Raw genomic sequence first — 20,680 nt, forward strand, 5'->3', positions numbered from 1 at the left:
GAAAGCTCGCAGGCAAGGGAGGTTTGAGAACCCTTGCCGGATCATGCGGGAGCGTAGCTCAGCGCACGGGGGGTCACCCCTCGGGGGCCGCACCCCCACGGTGCAGTTTCGGTCACACAACGGTATCCCGGCATACTGGGGACTTACCTCAAGCAACACGAAAGGGTGCCTCGGCGTGTGCGGCCTGGTAGGACTGGTTTGCCCTGACGAGAACGACGCCGCGCACGCGCGGCAGGCCGTGCTGGGGGCGCTGCGCTGCCAGCGGCACCGCGGGCCCGACGAGAGCGGCACGTGGCAGGGCGACGAGGTCGTCTTCGGCTTCAACCGCCTCTCGATCATCGACATCGAGCACTCGCACCAGCCCCTGCACTGGGGCCCGATGAACCAGCCCGGTCGCTACGCGATCCTGTTCAACGGCGAGATCTACAACTACCTCGAACTGCGCTCGGAGCTGACCAAGCAGTTCGGCGCGGTGTTCGCGACCGACGGCGACACCGAGACGATCGTCGCGGCCTACCACCACTACGGCCCCGCCGCGGTGGCCAAGCTGCGCGGCATGTTCGCGTTCCTGATCTGGGACCGCGAGCGGCGGGTGCTGTTCGGCGCGCGCGACCCGTTCGGCATCAAGCCGATGTACTACGCCGCCGGTCCGGGCGGGGTGGCGTTCTCCAGCGAGAAGAAGTCCGTGCTGGAGCTGACGCACACGATCGGCGTCACCCCGAAGGTCGACCAGACGGCCGTCCAGCACTACCTGACGCTCCAGTACGTGCCGGAGCCCCAGTCGCTGCACGACGTCGTCCACCGGATCGAGTCGGGCACCTCGTTCACGCTCACGCCGGGTGGCAAGCCCGTGGTGGAGCGGTACTTCCCCGCCACGTTCCGGCCGCGCGCGGTGCACGGCCCGTCCGACGAGAACCGGCTCTACGACGAGATCACCGAGGCGCTGCGCGACTCCGTCGCCAAGCACATGCGCGCGGACGTCACGGTCGGCTCGTTCCTGTCCGGCGGCATCGACTCGACCGTGGTCGCGGCCCTGGCCAAGGAGCACAACCCGGACCTGATCACGTTCACCACGGGCTTCGAGCGGCAGGGCTACTCGGAGATCGACGTGGCCGCCGAGTCGGCCGCCGCGATCGGCGTGAAGCACGTGGTCCGGCCGGTCAGCGCGCAGGAGATGATGGACGCGCTGCCGCTGATCACCTGGTACCTGGACGACCCGGTGGCCGACCCGGCGCTGGTGCCGCTGTGGTTCATCGCCCGCGAGGCGCGCAAGCACGTGAAGGTCGTGCTGTCCGGCGAGGGCGCGGACGAGCTGTTCGGCGGGTACACGATCTACCGCGAGCCGCTGTCGCTGGCGCCGTTCGACAAGGTGCCGGGCGCGTTGCGCAAGGCCATGGGCAAGGTGTCCACGAAGATCCCGCAGGGCGTGCGGGGCAAGGACCTGCTGCGTCGTGGCGCGCTCACGCTGGAAGAGCGCTACTACGGCAACGCGCGGATCTTCCTGGACGACCAGCTTCGCCAGGTGCTGCGCACGTACGACCCGAACGTGTCGCACCAGGACGTGACCGCGCCCTGGTACGACCAGTCGCGGGACTGGGACCCGGTGACGCGCATGCAGCACGTCGACCTGTTCACGTGGCTGCGTGGCGACATCCTGGTCAAGGCCGACAAGATGACCATGGCGAACTCGCTGGAGCTGCGGGTGCCGTTCCTGGACCCGGAGGTCTTCCGGATCGCCAACCAGGTGCCGTCGGAGCTGAAGCTCACCAAGGAGACGACGAAGCACGCGCTGCGCCGGGCGATCCGCGACATCGTGCCCGCGCACGTGCTCAACCGGAAGAAGCTCGGCTTCCCGGTGCCGATCCGGCACTGGCTCAAGGACGAGATGCACGACTGGGCCGTCGACCACGTGCACCAGTCGCAGACCGACCGTTACCTGGACAAGAACGCCGTGCTGCGGATCATCGAGGAGCACCGCTCCGGGGTGGCCGACCACAGCCGGCGGATCTGGGCGCTGCTGGTGTTCATGATCTGGCACGGCATCTTCGTCGAGGGTCGCATCCGGCCGAACGTCCCGGAGCCGACCTACCCGGTCAAGCTGTAGTGGCGGCGGGGTCGGCGCACGGCGCCTGGCCCCGTTCCACCATGATCCGCTCGACGTCGGAGACCAGCCGGGTGAGGTGCGCCCGGCTGGTCTCCAGCGCGACGATCCGCTCGTCGACGGACGTCAGCTCGTCGCGCAGCATGAGCAGCAGCGGCACGCAGCCCGCGTCGTCCTCGGGCAGGTCGACCTCCTGGTCGAAGGCGTAGGCGAGGACCAGGCGGACCAGTTTGATGTTGAGCCCGGACGCGATCAGGCAGCGGACGCTGCGCACGCGGGCCACGTCGGCATCGTCGTAGACGCGGTAACGCCCCGCCGTGCGCGGGGGCGTGAGCAGGCCCTGCTGCTCGTAGTAGCGCAGCATGCGCACGGTCGCGCCGGTCTTCTCGGCCAATTCCCCGATCAGCATGTGATCCTTCCTGCGCTTAATAAGCTTGACCCTGACGTCAGTGTCACACTTTACCGTCGTGGACGTGATCGCACTCGTCCTGATGCTGTGCGCGTTCGCGGTCGGCACCTCGGAGTTCATCGTCGTCGGTGTGCTCCCGGAGGTGTCCGCCGACCTGGGGGTCTCGCTGCCGTCCGCGGGTCTGCTGGTCACCGCCTACGCCGTGTCCGTCGCCGTCGGCGGACCCGTCCTGACCGTCCTGACCGGCCGCCTGCCGCGCCGGCCACTCCTGATCGGCGTCATGGCGCTCGCGTTCGTCGCGGCGGCCGTGTGCGCCCTGGCCCCCGACTACACCGTGCTGATGGCGGCGCGCATGCTCGCGGCGTTGGCACAGGGCCTGTTCTTCGCTGTCGCCTCCCAGATCGCGGTGGCCGCTGTGGCACCGGAGAAGCGGACCGCGGCCATCGCCAAGATCGTCAACGGCGTGGCGCTGTCCACCGTGCTCGGCATCCCGGTCGGCACGCTGATCGGGCAGAACTACGGCTGGCGGGCGTCGTTCGCGCTGGTCGCCGTGCTGACCCTGATCGGGCTCGCGGGCGTGGCGCTCGGTGCGCCCAAGGTCGCCCACGAGCCCGATCCGGGCGTGCGGGCCAGCCTGTTCGCGTTCGGGCGCAAGACCGTGCTGCTGGGTCTGGCGACCACCGTCCTGTCGTTCACCGGCATGATCACCGCGTTCACCTACGTGGCGCCCGCACTGGTCGAGGTCAGCGGCTTCAGCCCGTCGTGGGTGACCGGTGTGCTGCTGGTCTACGGCCTGGGCACGGTCGTCGGCAGCACGATCGCCGGCCGCGTCCGCACCGACGCGATCATGCGGGTGCTGCCCGTGACGTTGGGCCTGCTCATGCTCGTGCTGCTCGCCACGGGCTTCCTGCTGGAGACCAGGCTGACCGCCGTGGTGGCGTTGTTCGGTCTCGGTGCGACGGCGTTCGTGTCCGGCCCGCTGCTGCACACGTTCCTCATGGGGCAGGCGGGCTCGGCGGCCGGACTCGTCGCGTCGGTGAACATCTCGGCGTTCAACGTGGCGGCGGCCCTGGGCCCGATGATCGGCGGCGCGGTGATCGCCGGCGGGTTCGGGGTGCGGTGGACGGCCGCGGCGGGCGCGCTGCCGACGCTGCTGGGCGTCGGGGTCGCGCTGGTCATCGGACGCCTGGTGCGTCGAGGGGGCGCACCGGTCGAGGAACGTGCGGAACCGGCGCCGGTCCGCGCGTGAGGCGGAACCCTTACCGGGCGCTACTGCCCGGTAAGGGTTTTGTCAAGCACTCGGTCCGCCTAACGTCGAGCCCGTGACGAACCCCGAGGTGGACTCGCTGGCCGAGCTGATCGACGACTGCACCGACCTGCCCCGCGAACTGCGCACCGCGGGCAAGACCATCCCCGCGCCGCGCGCGGCGGAGCCGTGGCAGGTCGACGAGGACACGTACCGCCAGGTCGAGGGACTGGACGCGTTCGTCTGAGGCTCTTCACACGACGAAGGCCCCCGACCTCGCGCGAGGTCGGGGGCCTTCGTCGTACGGGCTCAGTGGAACGAGTCGCCGCAGGCGCACGAACCGCCGGCGTTGGGGTTCTCGATGGTGAAACCCGACTTCTCGATCGTGTCCACGAAGTCGATCACGGCACCCTCGACGTACGGGGCGCTCATGCGGTCGACGGCGACCTTCATGCCGCCGAAGTCGCGGAGCGCGTCGCCGTCGAGCGTGCGCTCGTCGAAGAACAGCTGGTACCGCAGGCCCGCGCAGCCACCGGGCTGGACGGCGATGCGCAGGTGCATGTCGTCGCGGCCCTCCTGTTCCAGCAGCGCCTTGGCCTTCACGGCCGCCGCGTCGGTCAGCGTCACGCCGTGGGTGGGCGGTGCTTCAGGAGTCGGGCTGACTGCGTCCTGAGCGGTCGTCATGGCTCTCCCTCAGAGGTCCTTTGCGGGCATCTCTTCCCAGCAACACGGGTGGTTCCCGCTTTGTTCCTCCACCCATGGTCGCACAACGGCCGGCCACGGCGGTGTGACCGTCACCGCGACCACTGGCGGGCGACGCGTTCGGCCAGGTCGGACAGCGTTCCGGCGGGGTCTGCCAGGGCTTTCGCCACCGAACCGACGTGTTCGGCCACCGAGTACGCGTCCTGGACGCCGACGCTCGCGGCCTCCCTCCGGCCCACGTCCACCTGGCCCGCCAGGACCAGGCAGGGCACCCCCCGATCGGCGGCACCGGCCGCGACGGCGGTCACCAGCTTGCCCCGCAGCGACTGCCAGTCGAAGCTGCCCTCCCCGGTGACCACGAGGTCGGCGGCGTCCAGCGCGGCATCCAGGCCGGTCAGCTCGCGGACCAGCTCGGCGCCGGACCGCCGCTCGGCCCCCAGGGCGAGCAGGGCGGCACCGAGCCCGCCCGCCGCGCCCGCGCCCGGCAGGTCGCGGACGGCCCGGAGTTCGGGCATGGCCGCCAGGCGGGCTTCGAGCCGTTCGACGACTTCGGGCGTGGCGCCCTTCTGCGGACCGAACACGCGCGCGGCGCCGTTCGGCCCGAGCAGCGGGTTGGACACGTCGACGGCGGCCACCAGGTTGTCGGCGTGCCGCACGACCTCGCGGAACCCGGCGCCGCCGTCGGTCGTGGCCGAGCCGCCGAGCCCGACCACGACCGTGCGCAGGTGGGCGGCGGCCTCGACCAGCTCGCCGACACCGCGGGTGGTGGCCGTCTCGGGGCTCTTCCCGTCGACGAGGTGCAGACCGCACGCCTGGGCGGACTCGATGTAGGCGGTGCCGTCGTGTTCGAGCCAGAACGCGGTCACGGGCGTGCCGAGCGGGCCGGTGACCCGCTGTTCGTGCAGCGTGCCGCCGAGCGCGGCGTGCAGCACGTCGACGAAACCGGGGCCGCCGTCGGCCAGCGGTCGCAGGTCGAGCACGTCGTCGGCCGCGCGCCGCCAGCCCGCCGCGATGGCGTCGGCGGCCTCGCGAGCGGTCAGGGTGCCGCCGAAGCAGTCCGGAGCGATGACAACCCGCACCTCGGAACCGTACCGAAGCCGTCATCTCCTACCCTGGTCGCGTGAGGTTCCTGCGCCGCAGCGCCGAAGAGGCCACCACCGAGACCCCCGCCGAGGCGACCCCCGAGGAGTCGTCGGCGGAATCCGGCCGCACGCCGGGCAAGGGCAGGGCGACCCCGAAGCGGCGTGAGGCCGAGAACAAGCGACGCGGCCCCGTGCCGCCACCACCGCGTACGCAGCGTGAGGCGTTCAAGCGGATGCGCGGCAACAAGCAGTCGAAGGACGAGCGCCGCGCCGCCGCCGTCGAGCGCCGTGAACGCATGATGGCCGGCGAGGAGAAGTACCTGCCGCCCCGCGACCGGGGTCCGGTGAAGGCGTACATCCGCGACGTGGTCGACGCGCGCCGCAACTTCATGGGCCTGTTCATGCCCATGGCGATCCTGGTGTTCATCGCCCTGTTCGTGCCGAACCTGGTCGTGCAGCAGTACGCGACGCTGCTGACCACGTTCATGCTGCTGGCGATGATCCTCGAGGGGTTCGTGCTGGGCCGCATCGTGAGCAAGCGGGTGCGCGCGAAGTTCCCGAAGGAGACGGTCCGGGGGCTGTCGGTCGGCTGGTACTCGTTCATCCGCGCCAGCCAGCTGCGCCGGCTGCGCGTCCCGAAGCCCAGGGTCTCCCCCGGCGACAAGGTCTGAGTCCCCGGACCCGCGACGATGGCCGCCCTGGGTGACGTCGTCGCGGGAGGACGGGTGCCGTCATGGTCACGCTGAGCGCCGTCTTCGACCGGGAATCCGCAGTGGATCCGATCCTCGTCCGCACCCAGGACGAACTCGGCGCGCTGATCGAGCGGGTGCGCACGGCCGCGACCGGACTCCCGTGCCCGCCCATCGTGACGATCGGCGAGGCCGACGACCCGTGGGGCTCTCCCATCCTGGAGGCCGGCATCGGCGAGGATCGCGGGTTCGTACGGGAGACCTGGAACCCCATGCGGGTGACGCGGGGCGACCTCTCCGCGACCGGTGTCCTCGTGTACGACTTCCAGGCGCACCCGGCCGACATCCCCGCCGACCAGGCGGTGTCCCTGGACGTGGTCCGCGAGGTACTCGCCGCCTACCTCGCCCACGACACCCGGATCCCCGCCGATTTCCCACATCTTCATATCGTTAGCTAGACGAAACACACGCCACTAGGGTGGTGGCATGGAGTTCCGACGCCTGGGCCGCAGCGGCCTCAACATCAGCGAGATCTCGTACGGCAACTGGCTCACCCACGGCTCCCAGGTCGAGGAAGACCAGGCCACGGCGTGCGTGCGGGCCGCGCTCGACGCCGGGATCACCACCTTCGACACGGCCGACGTGTATGCCAACACCAAGGCCGAGGAAGTCCTCGGCCGGGCGCTCAAGGGCGAGCGGCGCGAGTCGGTGGAGATCTTCACCAAGGTGTTCTGGCCGACGGGCCCCGGCGGTCCCAACGACAAGGGCCTCGGGCGCAAGCACATCGTCGAGTCGGTCAACGGCTCGCTCAAGCGGCTCCAGACCGACTACGTCGACCTCTACCAGGCGCACCGGTTCGACCGGTCCGTGCCGCTGGAGGAGACGTTCCTCGCCTTCTCCGACCTGGTCCGCCAGGGCAAGGTGCTCTACATCGGCGTGTCCGAGTGGAACGCCGAGCAGATCGCCCGGGGCGCGGCGCTGGCCCGTGAGCTGAACGTCCCGTTCATCTCCAACCAGCCGCAGTACTCGGCGCTGTGGCGGATCATCGAGGCGCAGGTCGTGCCCACGTCCGAGCGCGAGGGCATCTCCCAGATCGTCTGGTCGCCGATCGCCCAGGGCGTGCTGACCGGCAAGTACCTGCCGGGGCAGCCGGTGCCCGCCGGGTCGCGGGCCACCGACGAGAACGGCAAGAACTTCATCGCGCGGTTCCTCAAGGACGACGTCCTGGAGAAGGTGCAGCGGCTCAAGCCGCTGGCCGCGGACGCCGGGCTCACGCTCGCCCAGCTCGCCGTCGCCTGGGTCCTCCAGAACCCGAACGTCGCCTCCGCGATCATCGGCGCCTCGCGCCCGGAGCAGGTGCACGAGAACGTCAAGGCCGCCGGCGTGAAGCTGGACGAGGAACTGCTCAAGCGGATCGACGAGGTGCTCGGCGACTCCGTCGAGACCGACCCCCGGCTCACGATCACCCCGTGACGCGCGACGTGCGGGGCGGCCACGACAGCCGCCCCGCACGTCAGAACCGGAACGTCCGCAGGGCCACCGCCACGCACGCCACCGCGAACGCCACGCCCACGGCCGCGTCGACCACCACGAGCCGCCCGTCGAACAGCGCCCGGACCCCGTCCACCACGTACCGCAGCGGGTTCAGGCGGGACGCCGCGTCCAGCCACCCCGGCGCGAACGACATCGGCAGCAGCACGCCCGACAGCAGCATCACCGGCACGGCGACCGAGTTCACGACCGGCGCGAACAGGTACTCGCCGGGCAGCTTCACGGCCGCCGCGTAGGACAGCGACGCCAGGCCCACGCCCGCGACGACCACGAGCGCCAACCCGGCGGGCACTCCCCACCAGGAAGCCCGCAGTCCGAAGGCGAGACCGCACAGGACCAGCGCCGTGCCCTGCACGGCCAACGTCGTCGCGTCCCGCAGGACGCGGCCGAGCAGCAGCGCCGCACGGCTGACCGGCGTCACGCGCAGCCGTTCCAGCACGCCCGACCGCAGGTCCGGGATGAGCGAGAACCCCGCGTACCCGGTGGCGAACAGCCCCAGTTGCACGAACAGGCCGGGCACGAAGAACGTCATGGCCCGCTCCCCCGGCAACGCGTCGGTCAGCAGCGGCCCGAACAGCACCAGGTACAGCACGGGCTGGACGAGTCCGATCGCGACGGCTACCCGCGACCGCACCGCCGCGGCCAGCTCGACCCGGTAGACGATCAGGGTGTCCCTCAGCACGTCAACGCCTCGAACACGTCGTCGAGCGTCGCGCCGCGCACGACCACCGACCGGATCTCCGCGCCCGCGTCGCCCAGCCGCCGGACGAGGTCGGGCAGCAGTCGGGCACCGTCGCGGCAGGTCACGGTGAGCGTGTCGCCGTCCAGCGACGCCTCGCCCAGATCCGTGACGGCGTCGACCACGTCCACGTCGTGCCCCGCGAGTCCGATCACGACGGTGTCGTGTCCCACCGCGGCCTTCAACGCCCCAGGGCTGTCCTCGGCCACGATCCGCCCCTGATCCATGATCGACACCCGCGAGCACAGGGCGTCGGCCTCGTCGAGGTAGTGCGTGCTCACGAACACGGTCGCGTCGAGCGCGCGCACGTGGTCCCACAGCGCGGCCCGACTGCCCGGGTCCAGGCCGGTGCTCGGCTCGTCCAGGAACAGCACCTCGGGCCGGTGCACGAGGCCGAGCGCCACGTCGAGCCGGCGACGACGACCACCCGACAGCGTGGCGACCGGCCGGTCGCGCGCGTCGCCGAGCCCGAAGTCGTCGAGCAGCACGTCGGCGCGTCGTGCCGCGTCCGGCAGTCGGTGCAGAAGTCCTTGCAGGACAAGTTCTTCCCGGGGTGTCGACAGTGGACGCGTGCCGCCGGACTGGGCCACGTAGCCGATCCGCCGGCGCACCCGGTCGGGTTCGGCGCGCAGGTCGTGCCCGGCCACCCGCGCCCGGCCCCCGGTCGGGGCGAGGACCGTCGCGAGCATCCGCAGGGTCGTGGTCTTGCCCGCGCCGTTGGGTCCGAGGAACCCGACGACCTCGCCCGGCCGCACGGCGAGGTCTACCGACCGGACCGCCTCGACCTGGCCGAACACCCTGGCCAACCCTTCCGCCTCGATCGCGTACATCACCCTCCTCTCACTAGTCGAAACCAACTAGTCGGTAGCGACTATACGAAATCGACTACCGGCCGGCTAGAGTCCGGGGCGTGGCCGACCGCACGAAGATCAAGAACCCGCTCGCCCTGGCCCTGCTCGGCCTGCTGCTGGAACGACCGATGCACCCCTACGAGATGGCGACCACGCTGCGCGAGCGCTACAAGGACCGGACGTTCAAGGTCAACACGGGCTCGCTCTACGACACCGTGGCACGACTGGCCGAGCACGGGTGGATCGCCGCGTCCGCCACCGAGCGGACCGGCAACCGGCCCGAGCGGACCGTCTACGGGTTGACCGACCTGGGACGCGCCGAGTTCACCGACTGGCTGGACGCGTTGCTGCGCAACCCGGTGAAGGAGTTCCCGCAGTTCCTGGCGGCCGTCAGCTACCTGGGCGCGCTGGAACCCGAGCGCGCGCGCGAGGCACTGGAAGCACGCGCGGGGCAGCTCGAGAAGACCGCCACGCAGATCCGCGCGACGCTGGAAGAAGTCCTGGCCGGGGGCCTGCCCCGGCTGTTCATGATCGAGGTCGAGTGCGCGCTGCGCCTGCTCGACGCCGAGCTGGCCTGGGTGCGCGAGACCGCCGCCGAGATCGCGGCCGGCACGCTGGCCTGGCCCGACCGCTGATCAGGACGCCAGCGACATCGGTCCGTACACCTCGGACTCGTCGCGCAGCAGGGTCACCCGGTCCACACCGGACGCCCGCAGGTCCTGCCACACGCCGTTGAACCAGTCCTCGGCCTCGCCCTGGTCGGCGAAAGTCTCCTGAGGACCGTCGACCTCGCGGCCCTGCGCGTCCTGGTACCGCCAGCGGTATTCCACGTGGGCCACCTCCGGAGTTCACGGCGGGTAACGTTCGGACTCAGGCTATGTCCCCCGATGGAGGGAGTGAGGTGTGACGAGTCGGACACTCGTGCTCGGCGGCGCGCGATCCGGCAAGTCCGCGCACGCGGAAGGGCTGGTCACGGACGACGTCGTGACGTACGTGGCCACGGCCCGCCGCTACGCGGACGACCCCGAATGGGAGCAGCGCATCGCCGCGCACGTGGCCCGACGTCCCACCCAGTGGACCACGGTCGAGGCGCCGACGCCCGACGACCTGCTCGCCGTGCTCACCGCGACCAGCGAATCCGACCCGCCGATCCTCGTCGACGACGTGGCCACGTGGCTCACCGGCGTGCTCGACGAAGCGGGCGCGTGGGACGGCGCGGGGGCCGACGTCGTCGAACGGCACTGCGCCCACCTGGTCGGTGCCGTGGCACAGATCCGGGCCCGACTGGTGCTGGTGTCGGCCGAGGTCGGACTGGGCGTCGTGCCCGGCACCCGCTCTGGCAGGCTTTTCCGCGATCACCTCGGCTCGCTCAACGCGCGGCTGGCCGAGGTCTGCGACGAGGTGGTGCTGGTCGTCGCGGGCATCCCACTGCGACTGCGCGAAGCCGGAGGTAGTCGGTGACCATCGAGTTCCCGCCCGTGGAGGCCCCGAGCGAGGCCGTGCGACAGCGGGCCGAACGGCGGCACGCCACGCTCACCAAGCCGACCGGTTCCCTGGGCCGGCTCGAAGAGCTGGGCGCCTGGGTCGCGGCGTGCCAGGGCGAATGCCCGCCCCGCCCGTTCACCCGACCCCGGGTCGTGGTGTTCGCGGGCGACCACGGCGTGGCCCGCCACGGCGTCTCCGCGTACCCGAGCGAGGTCACCGGCCAGATGGTGGCGAACTTCCTCAACGGCGGCGCGGCGGTGAACGTACTGGCCAACGTCGCCGGCGCGACCGTGCGCGTCGTGGACACCTCGGTCGACGGCGACACCGGCGTCGACGAGCACAAGGTGCGCCGGGCGTCGGGGTCGATCGACCGCGAGGACGCGCTCACCCTCGAGGAGGCCGAGCAGGCGGTCGAACTCGGTCGCCGGCTCGCCGACGAGGAGGTCGACGGCGGCGCCGACCTGCTGATCGCGGGTGACATGGGCATCGGCAACACCACGCCCGCGGCCGTGCTGATCGGCGTGCTGACCGGGTCCGAGCCGGTCGCCGTGGTCGGGCGGGGCACTGGCATCGACGACCAGGGCTGGATGCGCAAGACCGCCGCGATCCGCGACGCGTTGCGCCGGGCCCGGCCCGTGGTCTCCGACCCCCTGCGGTTGCTGGCCACGTCGTCGGGCGCGGACATCGCGGCCATGGCCGGTTTCCTGGCCCAGGCGGCGGTGCGGCGCACGCCCGTCGTGCTCGACGGCGTGGTGTCCGGTGCCGCCGCGATCGTGGCCGAGGAACTCGCGCCGGGTGCCCGCAAGTGGTGGGTGGCCGGGCACCGGTCGGCCGAGCCGTCGCACGCGCTGGCCCTGAACCACCTCGACCTGGAGCCGCTGATCGACTTCGACCTGCGGTTGGGCGAGGGCTCCGGCGCGGTCGCGGCCCTGCCGCTGGTGGTGATGGCGACCCGCGTGCTGGCCGAGATGGCGACCTTCGAGAGCGCGGGCGTCTCCAAGCGTTCGTAGCGTCGTCCGTGGTGTAGTGGCCGGCCGCCGGGGTGGATCGCACCGCGGCGGCACGGCCCCCACCGGCCGATCCACGGCGGGCCGTGGATCGGCCGTCCTGATCGGGGTCACGTACCGCGCGGTGAATCCCGCGCGGTGAGGACGGCGGCCAACCCGGTCACCGCGGCCCTGTGAGGATGACGCCGTGAAGCTCGCACTGTCCTGGCTCACCGTCCTGCCGGTGCGCGTCGGCAGCGTCGACGCGCACGCGGCACGACGGGCGATCGCGCTGGCCCCCCTGGTCGGCGTGCTGCTCGGCGCCGCGGCGGCCGGCGCGCTGCTCGCCCTGCGCGAAGCGCCCCCGCTGCTCGCCGGTCTGCTCGTGGTCGGCGGTCTCGCTCTGGCCACCCGGGGCATGCACCTGGACGGCCTGGCCGACACCGCCGACGGGCTGGGCTGCTACGGGCCGCCGGACCGGGCGCTCGCGGTGATGAAGGACGGCGGCGCCGGGCCGTTCGCGGTGGTCGCGCTGATCGTGGTGCTGGGCGCGCAGGCGGCGGCGTCGCCCGTCGTCGGGCCGGGCGCGGTGGTGCTGGCCCTCACGGCGGGCCGGGCCGCGTTCGCGCTGTGCTGCGTGCGCGGTGTGCCGGCGGCCCGACCGGAAGGGCTCGGTGCGCTGGTCGCCGGGTCACAGCCGGTGTGGGTGGCGGCGGCGTGGTGGGCGGCGTTGGGCGTGGCCGGGTTCTTCGTGTCGCCGGTGCGCGGGCCGCTGGCCGTGGTCGTGGCCGCCGCGCTGGTGCTGCTGTTGGTGCGGCACACGCGTCGGCGCTTCGGCGGCATGACCGGCGACGTGCTCGGCGCCGCCTGCGAAACGGCCACCCTCGCGGTGCTCGTGGTGTGCGCCGTGTGAGGGTGGCCGTCGCGTCGGGGAGCGCTCAGGCGAGCGGGACCATCCAGCCGTGCGGGTCCTCGACGGTGCCCTGCTGGATCGACGTGAGCTTCTCGCGCAGCTTGAGCGTGACCTCGCCGGTCACGCCGCCGGACACGGAGAACTCGCCGTCCGCGTGCTTGACGTGGCCGACCGGCGTGATCACGGCGGCCGTGCCGCACGCGAACACCTCGGTCAGCTCGCCGGACCCGGCCTTCTTCTCCCACTCCTCGGTGGAGATCCTGCGCTCCTCCACGCCGTAGCCGAGGTCGGCGGCGAGCTGGAGCAGCGACCTGCGGGTGATGCCGGGCAGCAGCGCGCCGGACAGCTCGGGGGTGACGACCTTGGCGTCCGCGCCGGAGGAGAAGACGAAGAACAGGTTCATCCCGCCCATCTCCTCGACCCAGCGGCGCTCCACGGCGTCGAGCCACACGACCTGGTCGCAGCCCTTGTCGGCGGCCTGTGCCTGGGCGACCAGGGACGCGGCGTAGTTGCCCGCGAACTTGGCCGCGCCCGTGCCGCCCGGTGCCGCGCGCACGTACTCGTTGGACAGCCACACCGTCACCGGCTTCACGCCGCCGGCGAAGTACGGACCGGCGGGCGAGGCGATGAGCACGTACAGGTACTCCGCCGCCGGGCGCACGCCCAGGCCCTTCTCGGTCGCGATGACGAACGGCCGCAGGTACAGCGACTCCTCGGCGTTCGACGGCACCCAGCGGGCGTCCACGGCGAGCAGCTCGCGGATCGAGTCGACGAACAGCTCGTCGGGCAGTTCGGGCATGGCAAGCCTGCGGGCCGACGCGCGCAGGCGCTCGGCGTTGGCCAACGGGCGGAAGGAGGCGATCGAGCCGTCGGGCCGGCGGTACGCCTTGAGCCCTTCGAAGATCGCCTGGCCGTAGTGCAGCACGTTCGCCGCCGGGTCCAGTTCCAGCGAGTGGTACGGCTCGACCCGCGCGTCGTGCCAGCCCTGCTCGCGGTTCCAGCGGATCGTCACCATGTGGTCGGTGAAGTGCTGCCCGAAGCCCGGCTTCGCGAGTACCTCGGCAACGCGCTCCGGGGTCGCCGGCTGCTGGTTGGAGGTCCGGGTGAAAGGCAACGCGGTCGTCATGACAGCACCCTAACCGTCATGCGGTGTTCGGAAAATCGCCTTGCCGACGGTCGGCCGTCCTAACTCCGCCGCCGGGGGGTGAGCGGTCCTCGCAGTGCGAGCGCGGCGACGCCCACGAGGAGTGACGCGATGGTCACCACGAGCGCGTCGAACGGCGCGCAGATCGCGAGCAGAACCGACAATCCGAGTCCGAAACACGCGGTGCGCGTAGGCCAGGTGCGGTCCTCTTTCCGGAGGATGCGCGCGGCGGCGTTCGTGAAGCCGTAGTGCAATGCCATGGCGCACGCGCCGATCGCGAGTGCCGTGGTCGGACTCGCGAGTACCACGCACAATGCGGCGCACGCGGCCGTGAGGATGTCGAGCGGGACGCGTCCGCGCACCGGGGGCAGATCGCCGACGGCGACCAGTGCCGTGAGCGTGCGCCGCGCGGTGGCGAACACGTGCCGCAGGACGGCGAGCACGGCGACCGTGACGGCGAGCCCGAGCAGGGGCACGAGCCAGCGCCCGTCGGCGACCACGAGCGCGTCGCGCAGGGGTGCCCGGGACAGGCCCAGCCGGGCCGGGCCGAGCTGGTGCAGCACGGCGTACCCGGTGAACGCGGTGATCACGAGCAGCGCGCCGACGAAGAGCGGCACCGCGGCGCGCGCGGACTCCGCACCGGACACCCGCTCGAAGCCCAGGAACGCGACGAACAGCACCGAAGCCGCGCCGAGCACGCCCATGACCTGCGGAGATCCGGCCAGAGCCGGGTTTTCGGGCGGTGGGACGGCCAGGCACACGACCCCGACCAGGAGCAGCACGCCGAGCACGAACACCGCCGCGGCGGCGGCCGAGCGGCGTGGCGCGCGCACGCCGTTGGACGCGACCGAGGCGATGAGCACGGCCAGCGCGGCGGGTGTGCGGTACTCCGGCAGGACGTAAGCGGCGAACGTCCCGGCGAGCGCGGCAGCCACCCCGGCTCGCCCGATCAGGTGAGCCACGCCGGAGAGCCGGGCGGGCAGGCGGCCCAGGCGTGCGTACGCGAAACCGTGGCCGCCGGCGTCGCCGTCCGCGCGGGCCTGGTCGGCCGCGCCGAACCCCGACAGCAGGGCGACGCAGGCGGGGAGGACGAGGGCGGGGAGGAACCAGGGACCCGCGAGCAGCGCGGCCGGCGCGAAACCGGCGAACACACCGGCGCCGAGGGCGCCACCGAGCGCGGACACCACGGCGACACGGGGCGTGAATGTCACCGGTACACACTCGCAGACGAACTGGCCACGGCCTAACCACTGCGCGATCGACACCTGATCGTGTTAATTGTTACTCCGCGCTGCTGGCACTGCAACGGGCGGCCGGCTGAACTCGACCTTTAGCATTCGGTGCGATCACCACTCCGTTCCCGTCGCACAACACAAGAAGTGCCGGGAGGAATTTCCGAGGAGACGCAGTGACAGCGCCGAAACTGGCCATTACCGACAGTGAACCGACGAAGGCCGCGGTCGACGCCGTCGTCGTCGGGACCATCCAGGGGACGGACGGACCGGTGCTCGCCGGGTCCGCCGAGGCGCTCGACGCCGCGTTCGACGGCGGGCTGGCGGACCTGCTGGCGACCGTCGGCGCGTCGGGCAAGGCCGAAGAGGTCGTCACGCTGCCCACCCTGGGCAAGATCGCGGCACCCGTGCTGCTCGCCGTCGGCCTCGGCAAGGCGGGCGACGACGGTGGCGTCACCGAAGAGCAGGTGCGCCGCGCGTCCGGTGCCGCCGCGCGTGCGGTCGGCGGCAAGAAGCGCGTGGTGACCACGCTGTCGACGCTGCACCTGGGTGCGGCCGTCGAGGGCACCGTGCTCGGCGCGTACACGTTCACCGCCTACAAGACCGCCGTCGGCGACGGTCCGGTCGGCCGGGTCGACCTGGTCGCGCCCGCGACCGGCACGACCAAGGCGCACCGCGCCACCGTGAAGGCGGCGACCGCGATCGCCGAGGCCGTGAGCCTGACCCGCGACCTGGTGAACACCCCGCCGAACGACCTGTTCCCGGAGTCGTTCGCCAACCGGGCCGCGGAACTGGCCAAGGCCGAGGGTCTCGAGATCGAGGTGCTCGACGAGAAGGCGCTGCGCAAGCAGGGCTTCGGCGGCATCCTCGGCGTGGGCGGCGGCTCGTCGCGCCCGCCGCGCCTGGTCCGCGTGACCTACAAGGGCCCCAAGGCCGGCAAGAAGGTCGCGCTGGTCGGCAAGGGCATCACGTTCGACACCGGCGGCATCTCGATCAAGCCCGCGGCCGGCATGGACGAGATGACCTCGGACATGGGCGGCGCGGCGGCCGTGATCGCCACCGTCGTGCTCGCGGCCAAGCTGAAGTACCCGCTGGAGGTCACCGCCTGGGCGCCGCTCGCGGAGAACATGCCCTCGGGCACCGCGTACCGGCCGGGTGACGTGCTGACGATGTACGGCGGCAAGACCGTCGAGGTGCTCAACACCGACGCCGAAGGACGGCTCGTGCTGTCCGACGCGATCGTGCGCGCGTGCGAGGAGGGACCGGACTACCTGGTCGAGACCTCCACGCTGACCGGCGGCCAGATCGTGGCGCTGGGCAAGCGGACCATGGGCGTGATGGGCACCGAGGCTTTCCGCGACCGGGTCGCGGAACTGGGCCGGGCCGTCGGTGAGAACGCGTGGGCGATGCCGTTGCCGGAGGAACTGCGCGGCGACCTCGACTCGCGCCTGGCCGACCTGGCGAACGTGGCCGGGCACCGGTTCGGCAGCATGCTCGTGGCGGGCGTGTTCCTGCGCGAGTTCGTGGCCGAGGGCGTGTCGTGGGCGCACCTGGACGTGGCCGGTCCGTCGTTCCACAGCGGCGGGGCGTACGGCTACACCACCCGGGGCGGCACCGGCGTACCCGTACGCACCCTGGCGGCCGTGCTGGCGGACATCGCGGCGAACGGCTGACACCCGCGCGAGGTGGGGCACCCTGCACCCCACCTCGCGGGTCACACCGACTCTTGATCGACATCCGCGCTCACGGGTACCGGACACACCCCCACCCACCCTGGGGGGCTGCCCCGCTCCAGCCTATCGACGACGGCAGCGCGGCGCGGAGATACAGCCCTCGCCTGTGGACAACTCCACCGGGGACACCGGGCCTGTGGACAAGTCCGGCGGGACACCCGATCGGGCGGCCGGAAGAGCGCGCGGCCGGAAGAGCGCTCAGCCCGCCGATTTGCGGCGGGTGTACTCGCGCATACGTTTGGGGTAACCCACGATCCCCGCGTCGTACACCGGGATGCCGAGTTTGCGCGCCAACCTCCGCGCGCCTTCCTCGCCGTCGATACGCCGTCTGGTCCACTCGCCGTCGTGTGCGACGAACACCACGGTGGTCTCCGTCACGGTGGTCTTCGGCTCGACGAACGCCTCGACCCCGCGCCGAGACGCGGCCCACTGCTCCAGGTATCCGGTGTCGGCCGACGTCGCCACACGCGGCACGCCGGCACGCTGCTTCCTGCGGAAACGGTCGAACAGACCCACCCCTGGTACCTCCTGCCCCGAGTCCAGACGGCCATCCTGCCGGCGGCCGTGTGAAAGCGTGGCCAAATCTCCCGATCGGGCACCGCGTCGCCGCCTTCGCGGAGGTAGTGACAAGATGGCTTCTACACGCGCGCACCCGCGCGGAGTAAGGCAACAAGCCCTCCAGGGAGATCCCGTGACCGACACCTCCGCCGACCTTGTGATCCTCGGTGGCGGCTCGGGCGGCTACGCCTGCGCGTTCCGCGCGGCCGAGCTCGGCCTGTCCGTCGTCCTGGTCGAGAAGGACAAGCTGGGCGGCACCTGCCTGCACCGCGGGTGCATCCCGACCAAGGCGCTGCTGCACGCCGCCGAGGTCGCGGACAACGCGCGCGAAGGCGACCAGTTCGGCGTGAAGTCCTCGCTGGAGGGCATCGACATCGCGGGCGTCAACTCCTACAAGGACGGTGTGATCAGCCGTCTGTACAAGGGACTCCAGGGTCTGGCCAAGGCGAACAAGGTCACGCTCGTCGAGGGCACCGGCACGTTCGTCGGCCCGAACACCGTCGAGGTGGACGGGCAGCGCTACACGGGCAAGAACGTCGTGCTGGCCACCGGCTCGTACGCGCGCAGCCTGCCCGGTCTGGAGATCGGCGGCCGGATCATCACCAGCGACCAGGCGCTGAACCTGGACTTCGTGCCGGAGAAGGTCGTCGTGCTCGGCGGCGGCGTGATCGGCGTGGAGTTCGCGAGCGTGTGGGCGTCGTTCGGCGCCGAGGTCACGATCGTGGAGGCCCTGCCCCGCCTGGTGCCGGCCGAGGACGAGTACGCGTCCAAGCAGCTCGAGCGCGCGTTCCGCCGCCGGGGCATCAAGTTCAAGACCGGCGTCCGGTTCACCGGCGCCACGCAGACCGACTCGGGCGTGTCCGTGACGCTGGAGTCCGGCGACGTGCTCGAGGCCGACCTGCTGCTCGTCGCCGTCGGCCGGGGCCCCAACTCCGCGGGCCACGGCTTCGAGGAGGCCGGTGTCAAGATCGAGCGCGGCTTCGTGATCACCGACGAGCGCCTGCGCACCAACATCCCGAACGTCTACGCCGTCGGCGACATCGTGCCCGGCCTGCAGCTCGCGCACCGCGGGTTCCAGCAGGGCATCTTCGTCGCCGAGGAGATCGCCGGGCAGAACCCCAAGGTCATCGACGAGGCGGGCATCCCGCGCGTCACCTACTGCAAGCCCGAGGTCGCCTCGGTCGGGCTCTCCGAGGCCGCGGCCCAGGAGAAGTACGGCAAGGTCGAGACCTTCGTCTACGACCTGGCGGGCAACGGCAAGAGCCAGATCCTCAAGACCGCCGGCGGCGTCAAGCTGGTCAAGGCGCCGGACGGCCCGGTCGTCGGCATCACCCTGGTCGGCGAGCGGGTCGGCGAGCTGATCGGCGAGGCCCAGTTGATCTACAGCTGGGAGGCGTACCCGGAGGACGTGGCTCCGCTCATCCACGCACACCCGACCCAGACGGAAGCCCTCGGCGAGGCGTTCCTCGCCCTGGCCGGCAAGCCGCTGCACGTGCACGGCTGACCGTCGCAAACCAGTCAGCCGCACACGATCCAGGAGTCAGCGAACGATGGCCTTCTCCGTCCAAATGCCCGCTCTCGGCGAAAGCGTCACCGAGGGCACCGTCACCCGCTGGTTGAAGCAGGAGGGTGACCGCGTCGAGGTCGACGAGCCCTTGCTGGAGGTGTCGACCGACAAGGTCGACACCGAGATCCCCTCGCCCGCCGCGGGCGTCCTGCAGAAGATCGTCGCGCAGGAGGACGAGACCGTCGAGGTCGGCGCCGAGCTGGCCGTGATCGGCGACGGCGACGCGGACTCCGGTTCCGCCTCGACGCCCGTCGAGGAGGCCGCGCCCGAGCCGCAGGCCGCACCGGCGCCGCAGGCCGCGCCCGAACCCGAGCCGCAGGCCGCGCCGGCCGGCGGTGCCGCCGAGGGCACGCCGGTGACCATGCCGGCGCTCGGCGAGAGCGTCACCGAGGGCACCGTCACCCGCTGGCTCAAGCAGGTCGGCGACCCCGTCGAGGTCGACGAGCCGCTGCTGGAGGTGTCGACGGACAAGGTCGACACCGAGATCCCGTCGCCGGTGGCGGGCACGCTGCTGGAGATCACCGCGGGCGAGGACGAGACCGTCGAGGTCGGCGGGCAGCTCGCGGTCGTCGGCTCGGGTGCGCCCGCGCCGAAGGCTCCCGAGGCGCCCAAGCCGGCACCGGTCCAGGAAGCCCCGAAGCCCGCGCCGGTCCAGGAAGCGCCCAAGCCGACGCCCGCGCCCGAGGCCCCGAAGCCCGCTCCCGTCCAGAAAGCGCCGAAGGCCGACGACAACAACACCGACGGTGGCACGCCGTACGTGACGCCGCTGGTCCGCAAGCTCGCGGCCGAGCACGGCATCGACCTGGCCACGCTCAAGGGTTCCGGCGTCGGCGGTCGCATCCGCAAGCAGGACGTGCAGGCCGCCGTCGAGGCCAAGAAGGCCCCGGCGCCGGCCGCCGCGCCCGCATCGGCGGCACCCGCCCAGCGGGTCGCGGCGCCGGCCGCCGACACCAGCGGCAAGCGCGGCACGGTGCAGAAGCTGCCCCGCCTGCGCCAGATCGTCGCGCAGCGTACCCGCGAGTCGCTCCAGGTCTCCGCGCAGCTCACCCAGGTGTTCGAGGTGGACGTCACCAAGATCGCCCGGCTGCGCAACCAGGCCAAGAAGGCGTTCGAGCAGCGCGAGGGCACGAAGCTGACGTTCCTGCCGTTCTTCGCCAAGGCGGCGGTCGAGGCACTCAAGCAGCACCCCGTGCTGAACGCCTCGATCGACGAGGAGAAGAAGGAGGTCGTCTACCACGGTGCCGAGCACCTGGGCATCGCGATCGACACCGAGCGCGGCCTGCTCAACGCGGTGATCGCGAACGCGGGCGACCTCAACCTGGCCGGCCTGTCGCACAAGATCGCGGACCTCGCGGCCCGCGCGCGCGGCAACAAGCTGACCCCGGACGAGCTGACCGGCGGCACGTTCTCGCTGACCAACCTGGGCAGCAACGGCGCGCTGTTCGACACCCCGATCATCCAGCAGCCGCAGGTCGGCATCCTGGGTGTCGGCGTGGTGAAGAAGCGCGCGGTGGTGATCACCGACGCGAGCGGCGACGACACCATCGCGATCCGCTCGATGGCCTACCTCGCCCTGACCTACGACCACCGCCTGGTGGACGGCGCCGACGCGGGCCGTTTCCTGACCACGGTGAAGAACCGCCTGGAAGAGGGCGCGTTCGAGGCCGACCTGGGTCTGTAGGAACACAAGCC

The 20,680-nt window shown here is 71.7% G+C and carries 22 protein-coding genes; 13 read left to right on the plus strand and 9 right to left on the minus strand.

The genetic code is table 11. The features are described 5' to 3' along the window. The first annotated feature begins 175 nt into the window (after positions 1–175). A complete protein-coding gene (gene asnB, locus F4559_RS25180; protein ID WP_184672683.1) occupies positions 176–2,104 on the plus strand; it encodes an asparagine synthase (glutamine-hydrolyzing) in 1,929 nt (642 codons plus the stop codon). On the opposite strand, the gene F4559_RS25185 is transcribed toward asnB, so the two are convergent. Further along, the gene (locus F4559_RS25185; RefSeq protein WP_184672685.1) at positions 2,094–2,510 is read right to left on the minus strand and encodes a MerR family transcriptional regulator; all 417 of its coding nucleotides are present in this window, start codon (positions 2,508–2,510) and stop codon (positions 2,094–2,096) included. The two genes, asnB and F4559_RS25185, sit on opposite strands and share 11 nt — an antisense overlap. A gap of 64 nt (positions 2,511–2,574) precedes the next feature. On the opposite strand from F4559_RS25185, the gene F4559_RS25190 reads away from it, so the two are divergent. Beyond that, positions 2,575–3,759 (plus strand): MFS transporter, encoded by a 1,185-nt coding sequence (locus F4559_RS25190; protein WP_312865813.1) that lies wholly within the window; start codon positions 2,575–2,577, stop codon positions 3,757–3,759. A gap of 73 nt (positions 3,760–3,832) precedes the next feature. Continuing rightward, entirely contained in the window at positions 3,833–4,003 is a 171-nt protein-coding gene (locus F4559_RS25195) for a hypothetical protein (protein ID WP_184672687.1), read from the plus strand. A 62-nt stretch (positions 4,004–4,065) separates the two neighbouring features. Here the strand turns inward: F4559_RS25195 and F4559_RS25200 are convergent, their stop codons facing one another. After that, positions 4,066–4,440 (minus strand): HesB/IscA family protein, encoded by a 375-nt coding sequence (locus F4559_RS25200; RefSeq protein WP_184672689.1) that lies wholly within the window; start codon positions 4,438–4,440, stop codon positions 4,066–4,068. 110 nt (positions 4,441–4,550) lie between these two features. Beyond that, complete coding sequence (locus tag F4559_RS25205) at positions 4,551–5,537, minus strand: glycerate kinase family protein (protein WP_184672691.1); 987 nt, start codon at positions 5,535–5,537, stop codon at positions 4,551–4,553. 41 nt (positions 5,538–5,578) lie between these two features. Between F4559_RS25205 and F4559_RS25210 the strand changes: the two genes are divergently transcribed. From F4559_RS25210 to F4559_RS25220, 3 genes are all read left to right on the plus strand, one after another. After that, positions 5,579–6,211: a DUF3043 domain-containing protein gene (locus F4559_RS25210; protein ID WP_184672693.1), complete on the plus strand. Its 633-nt coding sequence runs from the start codon at positions 5,579–5,581 to the stop codon at positions 6,209–6,211. A 62-nt stretch (positions 6,212–6,273) separates the two neighbouring features. After that, positions 6,274–6,687 (plus strand): Imm1 family immunity protein, encoded by a 414-nt coding sequence (locus F4559_RS25215; RefSeq protein ID WP_184672695.1) that lies wholly within the window; start codon positions 6,274–6,276, stop codon positions 6,685–6,687. Between the two features lie 28 nt (positions 6,688–6,715). Then, entirely contained in the window at positions 6,716–7,702 is a 987-nt protein-coding gene (locus F4559_RS25220; protein ID WP_184672697.1) for an aldo/keto reductase family protein, read from the plus strand. A 40-nt stretch (positions 7,703–7,742) separates the two neighbouring features. Here F4559_RS25220 and F4559_RS25225 read toward each other — a convergent pair whose 3' ends face one another. Together F4559_RS25225 and F4559_RS25230 are read right to left on the minus strand one after the other, a co-directional pair. Beyond that, positions 7,743–8,462 carry an ABC transporter permease gene (locus tag F4559_RS25225; protein ID WP_184672699.1) on the minus strand — a complete coding sequence of 240 codons (720 nt, stop codon included), beginning with the start codon at positions 8,460–8,462 and terminating at the stop codon, positions 7,743–7,745. Then, positions 8,456–9,349, minus strand: a complete 894-nt coding sequence (locus F4559_RS25230) for an ATP-binding cassette domain-containing protein (RefSeq protein WP_184672701.1) — start codon at positions 9,347–9,349, stop codon at positions 8,456–8,458. Before F4559_RS25230 ends, F4559_RS25225 begins: the two co-directional genes overlap by 7 nt. Before the next feature lie 80 nt (positions 9,350–9,429). Between F4559_RS25230 and F4559_RS25235 the strand changes: the two genes are divergently transcribed. Continuing rightward, a complete protein-coding gene (locus F4559_RS25235; RefSeq protein ID WP_184672703.1) occupies positions 9,430–10,005 on the plus strand; it encodes a PadR family transcriptional regulator in 576 nt (191 codons plus the stop codon). Here the strand turns inward: F4559_RS25235 and F4559_RS25240 are convergent, their stop codons facing one another. Then, a complete protein-coding gene (locus F4559_RS25240; RefSeq protein ID WP_184672705.1) occupies positions 10,006–10,200 on the minus strand; it encodes a hypothetical protein in 195 nt (64 codons plus the stop codon). It lies immediately after the preceding gene. 73 nt (positions 10,201–10,273) lie between these two features. Here F4559_RS25240 and cobU point away from each other — a divergent pair, with 73 nt between their 5' ends. The 3 genes from cobU to F4559_RS25255 all read left to right on the plus strand — a co-directional run bounded on the left by cobU (position 10,274) and on the right by F4559_RS25255 (position 12,754). Next, entirely contained in the window at positions 10,274–10,831 is a 558-nt protein-coding gene (gene cobU, locus F4559_RS25245) for a bifunctional adenosylcobinamide kinase/adenosylcobinamide-phosphate guanylyltransferase (protein WP_184672707.1), read from the plus strand. Then, entirely contained in the window at positions 10,828–11,865 is a 1,038-nt protein-coding gene (cobT, locus tag F4559_RS25250; RefSeq protein WP_184672710.1) for a nicotinate-nucleotide--dimethylbenzimidazole phosphoribosyltransferase, read from the plus strand. Before cobU ends, cobT begins: the two co-directional genes overlap by 4 nt. Positions 11,866–12,049: 184 nt before the next feature. Further along, on the plus strand, positions 12,050–12,754 hold the full coding sequence (locus tag F4559_RS25255; RefSeq protein WP_184672712.1) for an adenosylcobinamide-GDP ribazoletransferase: 705 nt from the start codon (positions 12,050–12,052) through the stop codon (positions 12,752–12,754). Between the two features lie 25 nt (positions 12,755–12,779). Here the strand turns inward: F4559_RS25255 and F4559_RS25260 are convergent, their stop codons facing one another. Together F4559_RS25260 and F4559_RS25265 are read right to left on the minus strand one after the other, a co-directional pair. After that, entirely contained in the window at positions 12,780–13,880 is a 1,101-nt protein-coding gene (locus tag F4559_RS25260; RefSeq protein ID WP_184672714.1) for a branched-chain amino acid aminotransferase, read from the minus strand. Positions 13,881–13,939: 59 nt separating this feature from the next. Next, a complete protein-coding gene (locus F4559_RS25265) occupies positions 13,940–15,109 on the minus strand; it encodes an APC family permease (RefSeq protein ID WP_184672716.1) in 1,170 nt (389 codons plus the stop codon). 197 nt (positions 15,110–15,306) lie between these two features. Between F4559_RS25265 and F4559_RS25270 the strand changes: the two genes are divergently transcribed. Beyond that, positions 15,307–16,803 carry a leucyl aminopeptidase gene (locus F4559_RS25270; protein WP_184672718.1) on the plus strand — a complete coding sequence of 499 codons (1,497 nt, stop codon included), beginning with the start codon at positions 15,307–15,309 and terminating at the stop codon, positions 16,801–16,803. Between the two features lie 258 nt (positions 16,804–17,061). Here the strand turns inward: F4559_RS25270 and F4559_RS25275 are convergent, their stop codons facing one another. Then, complete coding sequence (locus F4559_RS25275) at positions 17,062–17,379, minus strand: oxidoreductase (protein WP_184672720.1); 318 nt, start codon at positions 17,377–17,379, stop codon at positions 17,062–17,064. Positions 17,380–17,554: 175 nt separating this feature from the next. Here F4559_RS25275 and lpdA point away from each other — a divergent pair, with 175 nt between their 5' ends. Next, the gene (lpdA, locus tag F4559_RS25280; protein WP_184672722.1) at positions 17,555–18,925 is read left to right on the plus strand and encodes a dihydrolipoyl dehydrogenase; all 1,371 of its coding nucleotides are present in this window, start codon (positions 17,555–17,557) and stop codon (positions 18,923–18,925) included. A gap of 46 nt (positions 18,926–18,971) precedes the next feature. After that, on the plus strand, positions 18,972–20,669 hold the full coding sequence (gene sucB / locus F4559_RS25285; protein WP_184672724.1) for a 2-oxoglutarate dehydrogenase, E2 component, dihydrolipoamide succinyltransferase: 1,698 nt from the start codon (positions 18,972–18,974) through the stop codon (positions 20,667–20,669). Positions 20,670–20,680 lie beyond the last annotated feature (11 nt).

This window comes from Saccharothrix violaceirubra (genome assembly GCF_014203755.1).
Classification (GTDB): domain Bacteria; phylum Actinomycetota; class Actinomycetes; order Mycobacteriales; family Pseudonocardiaceae; genus Actinosynnema; species Actinosynnema violaceirubrum.

Excerpts from the sequence above, each read along its gene's own strand:
- F4559_RS25230 (WP_184672701.1), bottom strand. The coding sequence starts at position 9,349 with ATGTACGCGATCGAGGCGGAAGGGTTGGCCAGGGTGTTCGGCCAGGTC.
- F4559_RS25215 (WP_184672695.1), top strand. The coding sequence starts at position 6,274 with ATGGTCACGCTGAGCGCCGTCTTCGACCGGGAATCCGCAGTGGATCCG.
- F4559_RS25260 (WP_184672714.1), bottom strand. The coding sequence starts at position 13,880 with ATGACGACCGCGTTGCCTTTCACCCGGACCTCCAACCAGCAGCCGGCG.
- F4559_RS25185 (WP_184672685.1), bottom strand. The coding sequence starts at position 2,510 with ATGCTGATCGGGGAATTGGCCGAGAAGACCGGCGCGACCGTGCGCATG.
- F4559_RS25200 (WP_184672689.1), bottom strand. The coding sequence starts at position 4,440 with ATGACGACCGCTCAGGACGCAGTCAGCCCGACTCCTGAAGCACCGCCC.
- F4559_RS25220 (WP_184672697.1), top strand. The coding sequence starts at position 6,716 with ATGGAGTTCCGACGCCTGGGCCGCAGCGGCCTCAACATCAGCGAGATC.
- sucB (WP_184672724.1), top strand. The coding sequence starts at position 18,972 with ATGGCCTTCTCCGTCCAAATGCCCGCTCTCGGCGAAAGCGTCACCGAG.